The sequence below is a fragment of the Cyanobacteria bacterium GSL.Bin1 genome (assembly GCA_009909085.1).
Classification (GTDB): Bacteria; Cyanobacteriota; Cyanobacteriia; order Cyanobacteriales; family Rubidibacteraceae; genus Halothece.
The window spans coordinates 1-4,746 of the sequence record JAAANX010000059.1; the positions used below are offsets into that span (position 1 = coordinate 1).

Annotated in this window: 4 protein-coding genes; all 4 read left to right on the plus strand. The window is 43.3% G+C overall.

Going from position 1 to position 4,746, the window contains the following annotated elements; genetic code table 11:
- Positions 1–467: hypothetical protein (locus GVY04_06610; protein NBD15816.1), on the plus strand; the 467-nt coding region annotated here is incomplete at its 5' end.
- A 111-nt stretch (positions 468–578) separates the two neighbouring features.
- Positions 579–2,684, plus strand: coding sequence for a tetratricopeptide repeat protein (locus tag GVY04_06615; GenBank protein ID NBD15817.1), 2,106 nt, complete (start codon positions 579–581; stop codon positions 2,682–2,684).
- A gap of 209 nt (positions 2,685–2,893) precedes the next feature.
- The gene (locus GVY04_06620) at positions 2,894–3,235 is read left to right on the plus strand and encodes a hypothetical protein (protein ID NBD15818.1); all 342 of its coding nucleotides are present in this window, start codon (positions 2,894–2,896) and stop codon (positions 3,233–3,235) included.
- A gap of 472 nt (positions 3,236–3,707) precedes the next feature.
- Positions 3,708–4,746 (plus strand): hypothetical protein (locus tag GVY04_06625; GenBank protein ID NBD15819.1); only part of this gene is annotated, 1,039 nt, incomplete at its 3' end.

The following is a 4,746-nucleotide window of genomic DNA, read 5'->3' on the forward strand; positions in this document are numbered from 1 at the left end:
TGATTCGGACGGGCAAGGGCGGCGAGACCCTCGAAGCGACGGCGGAAGCCGATGAGCGCGCGATCGCGATTCAAAATCTTCAAGGTGTGATTCGGACGGGCAAGGGCAAAGATACGATTATTGCTAAGGCAACCGGCAGCGAATCGGACGGCATTTATGGCGGCGAGATTTTTACGGGAGCGGGCGCTGATGAACTCAAAGCTTCCAGTTTTGGCGGCGGGGTTAAGATCAAGATGGGAAGAGGACCAGACTGGGTCGAAGGTTTCGGCGACGCGACATTAGATGGCGGTCAAGGTTTGGATACGCTAAGCTTTGGCAGCTACTACAAAAGCGACTTTCAAATTAGTTTCGGCTCTAACAAGGGGGAGGCTCGATTTGAGCTGGATGGGCTCACTATGCAAACCTCTGGATTTGAACAATTTATCTTTGCCGATGGCAATTATAGTGATGATTGGCTCATGGCTTAATCGTAAATGTCTGAATCAATGGGGGACAAGACATTGCCAAAATGGCAACCGTTGGGAAAAATGTGACCCTACAATTCAACTCATCATCAATTACCTTTGTGACCCTTCCAGATGACAGCCAACTCCTCAACCCTTCTTCTGGCCATTCAACATCATCGCGCCCAGCGCTGGCGTGAGGCTGAGCAAAGTTACCGCCAGGTCTTAAAAGAGCAACCTCAACAGCTAGAGGCTTTATACGGCTTAGGGCTATTGGGTCAACAGACCGGTCAGTTCCAGGCAGCAGAAGAATTTCTTAGCAAAGCCGTAGCAGTCCAACCTAAATTTCTTAAGGGGTGGTTTGCTTTAGGCAATCTGCATCAAGCGCGAGGCCAATTGCCAGAAGCCGAGACAGCTTACCGACAAGCGATTGTCCTCAAACCGGATTTAGCGCCGCTTTATAATAATTTGGGCTATACGCTACAACAACAAGGCCAGTTTGACGAGGCGATCGCGTGCTATCAGAAAGCACTAGAAATTCAGCCCAACTGCACTGAAGCTGATGTTAATTGGGGGAATGCCCTCTATGCCCAAGGAAAACTCTCTCCAGAAAAGCAACGCCACTACGCCCAATTTAATTACAAGTTGGGTTTAATGCGGGAGAAAGCCGGAGATGGGCAGACAGCTGAAGTTTACTATCAGCAGGCGATTGCCATGCAACCAGACTTGGCAAACACTCATGAGCAGTCAAAAAATACTCTCACTGAACCAACAAGTCTTTTATCTTTTGATATTTTTGATACGCTAATCACCCGTTTTTGTATCGATCCTGACGAAATTTTTTTTCAAGTTGAACGCTTAACTCGTTTTGAAAATTTTGCCTATTACCGAAAGAAAGCAGAGGATTATCTTCTAAGAAACACCGAAAATTATGATTTAGAGGACATATACCTGAAATTGGCGGCAGAGCTAAATCTGAATAGATGCGATCTTGAACATCTAAAAGATGCAGAAGTTGAAGCAGAAATTCAAAATGTCATTGGGATTAAAGAAAATTTGGAGCAAGTTAAAGATGGGGATTTGCTGATATCTGACATGTATCTGCCAGAAAATGTACTTCGGCAAATGCTGCATAAAGCCGGTTTAGAAAAGCAAGTTAACCTCTATGTAACTGCCAAAGGAAAGCATAACGGTACAGCCTGGCGCGAAATTACTGATGCTATGAAGATTGGCCGACACCTTGGCGATAATCTTCATTCAGACGTGCAGATGGCTCAAAGATATGGAATTAAAGCCAATTTGTATCAGGCTGCTCAACCCTCGCCGGTTGAAAAGGCGCTGCATGAAATTGGTGCCAAGAATCTAGCAAAAGTCATCAGGAAAATTCGTTTAGTTAATCACTTCAAAGACCCTTTGCAGCAGAATTTTTATCAGTGTTTCGTTCAAGGCAATCTGGTTATTTTAGTTGCATTCTCTGTCTTTTTATTACGAATCGCCCAACAAAATAAACTTGAACAATATTTATTCTCAAGTCGAGATTGTTACCATTTACATAAGATTTTTCGTCAAATTGTTAGCAATTCTGATTTTTTTGTCGATTGTACGTATTTCTTTACTAGCCGTTTAGCCCGCGTAAAATGTAGCGAAGATTACCTCAGTTATCTATTAGATCTTGTAACGAAAAAAAGAAATTCTGCAATTGTGGATTTGGGAGGTACGGGATTTTCTTTATCTTATCTATTCCAAAAAATTAGTCAAGATTTTTCTTTACCCATTGTCTTTTTTCATCACACGGATATCAGCCGAGTTCAAGCAATCTATCAAGATAATAAACTAAATGACACCATATTTTCCCTGATTCCTCGTGGACCTCAAAATCTAAATATTGATGCTCTCGAAACTTTAAATTATATTAAGCAGCCCATGATTAAAGATGTTATCCAACAGGGCGAGAATGAATATGTACCTGTTTTTTGCTCAAATTCGATCCCATTCAAAATTTCTAAACTCATTGATTGTACGGAAGAAATTATTGATCATTTCTCCAATCATCTTAACCCGGAAGTTGTTGACGAAATCCTTCATCAGGTGGACTGGGAAAACTTTACACGTTTATCTCTTGTAATTTATCAACAACTTTCCTTAAATAAAGACCTTTTATCATCTTTCATGTATTTTCATGATAAAGAAAATAAAAGGGTTGAGGCTGAATTATCTGCAATGTTGACGCAGGAGCGTTAGTGAAGAAAAAAAAATTGCTATGAATTGATCTCTAGTAAAAATATTGCAAAAATGGCAATATTTTAGAACGGAAAGACGATATAGTTAAATCATTAAAAAAACTTTTTCAAGATATTTTGATACTATAGATGTTGACGATGAGAATTGCTGATCTTTAGCAATTCAGTTGTAATTTACTTGTAGTTTAATCGCCAAAGAAGGTTCCAGCAATGTTCATCACTGATTTGTCCTACCTCGAAACTATCTCGGCAAACGAGTCGCTCTTAGGGGGAAATTCTTTATTACAAATAACTTCTTATGCAGATGCAGAAGGGGAGGATACTTACACTTTAGCTAATGCAAATACTGATCTTAAAAAGGTAGGCAATGGTCAAGTAACAATAGGAAAGGGTACGGGAGATGCTCTGGCGATTGGTGCAGATACTGCTATAGCTGATGTTTCCTATGATGCTCAAGGCTTCGATAAGGTGATATCGATAAAAATATCTGGAGCAGGAGAAAATTATGCTTTTGAGAACCTTAAGGTAATCGCGATTGATACTCCAGCCTGAGTTTGGGATAAGAGAAAGAGATGATGCTTTAAACTAAATTTTCAGTTTTTATCTTCAGGGAAAAAGACGTCGTCATCTCGATGACGACAAACGACTCCATTCATTCGCTTTTGTGATCATTTGGAATCGGATTCGTTCCGTTTGAAGCCAGTAATGATCAAGAAATTTCCCCATTCCCAAACCCCAGTCTGATTTTCCAGCTGATTGTTACCCCTTCAGCTCTCTAACCCTCTCCTAAAAAATGGAATCACTAATAGAGGGTGAGTCTGACTGGAAATAAGCTTTTGCAATTTTTAATAGATAGAAAATTTAGCTGAGTATAAAATACTCGTATTGTTCAAAAATAGTCTAGCTGACTGGTAAGCTAAATCAATCGTTAATGGTTTCGGAGTTTATAGGGTTCTGAATTTAATTCGAGCATGGATAACAACTCCTACTTTGCAAACAAAATTAGAGGAAGCCTTCTAGATTTATGGTACGCCTAAACTTAAGTAAAGTTAATTTTACTAAAAAAGCTGATATTATCAATCCAGGTCAAACAATCTTCAATCCCGAATTTTCTCATGTCAAGACCCTAAAAGGTGCCGATGAAATTATCGGTACCGTCTCTGTCAGTGGCGACTTCGGTTTCGGAGTTTTTGTCGAGGCCGGAGCACTCAACTTTGGTTCGGTGAGCACCTCGGCGGAGTTGAACAGTCAAGCTCGGATTGCAGCCAATGCCATCAAGAATAAAGGGACGATCAATACTAATCGCGGACGGGATGTGGTTAGGGGCACCGCTACCGCTAATCTCTCTGCCACCGCCGAAACCGTCTCCCAAGCTATCGCCATTGCTGAAACCGCTGAGACGAGTGTCATTACTGAAGTTTTTGCTGCCCTTGAATTTCAAGCCACTGCCCACGGCATTGATAACGCCGGTGGCGAGATTAACACCAATCGAGGGGGAGATACGATTGATGGAGAAACGGAAGGCGCGATCGCGGCAATTGCCCGAGCCAGTGCCGATGCTTCAGCAATTGTGGAAGCGGTTGCCGAAGCCCCGATGTCGGAAGAGCTGACCGCTTTTGCCGGCGCGATCGCCCAAAGTTTAGTGCGAGCTGAAATCACTGCCAAGGGAATCAACAATCAAGAAGGAAAGATGACAACGGGCAAGGGAGCCGATACGATCACAGCTGAAGCGACCACTCGGGGGGCGACCTTGTCACAAGCGGCCGCTTTTGCTCTGAGCACAGCTCCACCAGACAATCAAGCGGTGGCGCAGGCGGTAGCTGAGGCGGTTGCGGAAACTTCCGACGAAGCAATTGCCATTGACAACACCAGAGGCTTGATTCGGATGGGTAAGGGCGGCGAGACCCTCAAAGCGACGGCGGAAGCCGATGAGCGCGCGATCGCCATTGACAACACCAGAGGCTTGATTCGGACGGGCAAGGGCGGCGAGACCCTCGAAGCGACGGCGGAAGCCGATGAGCGCGCGATCGCGATTCAAAATCTTCAAGGTGTGATTCGGACGG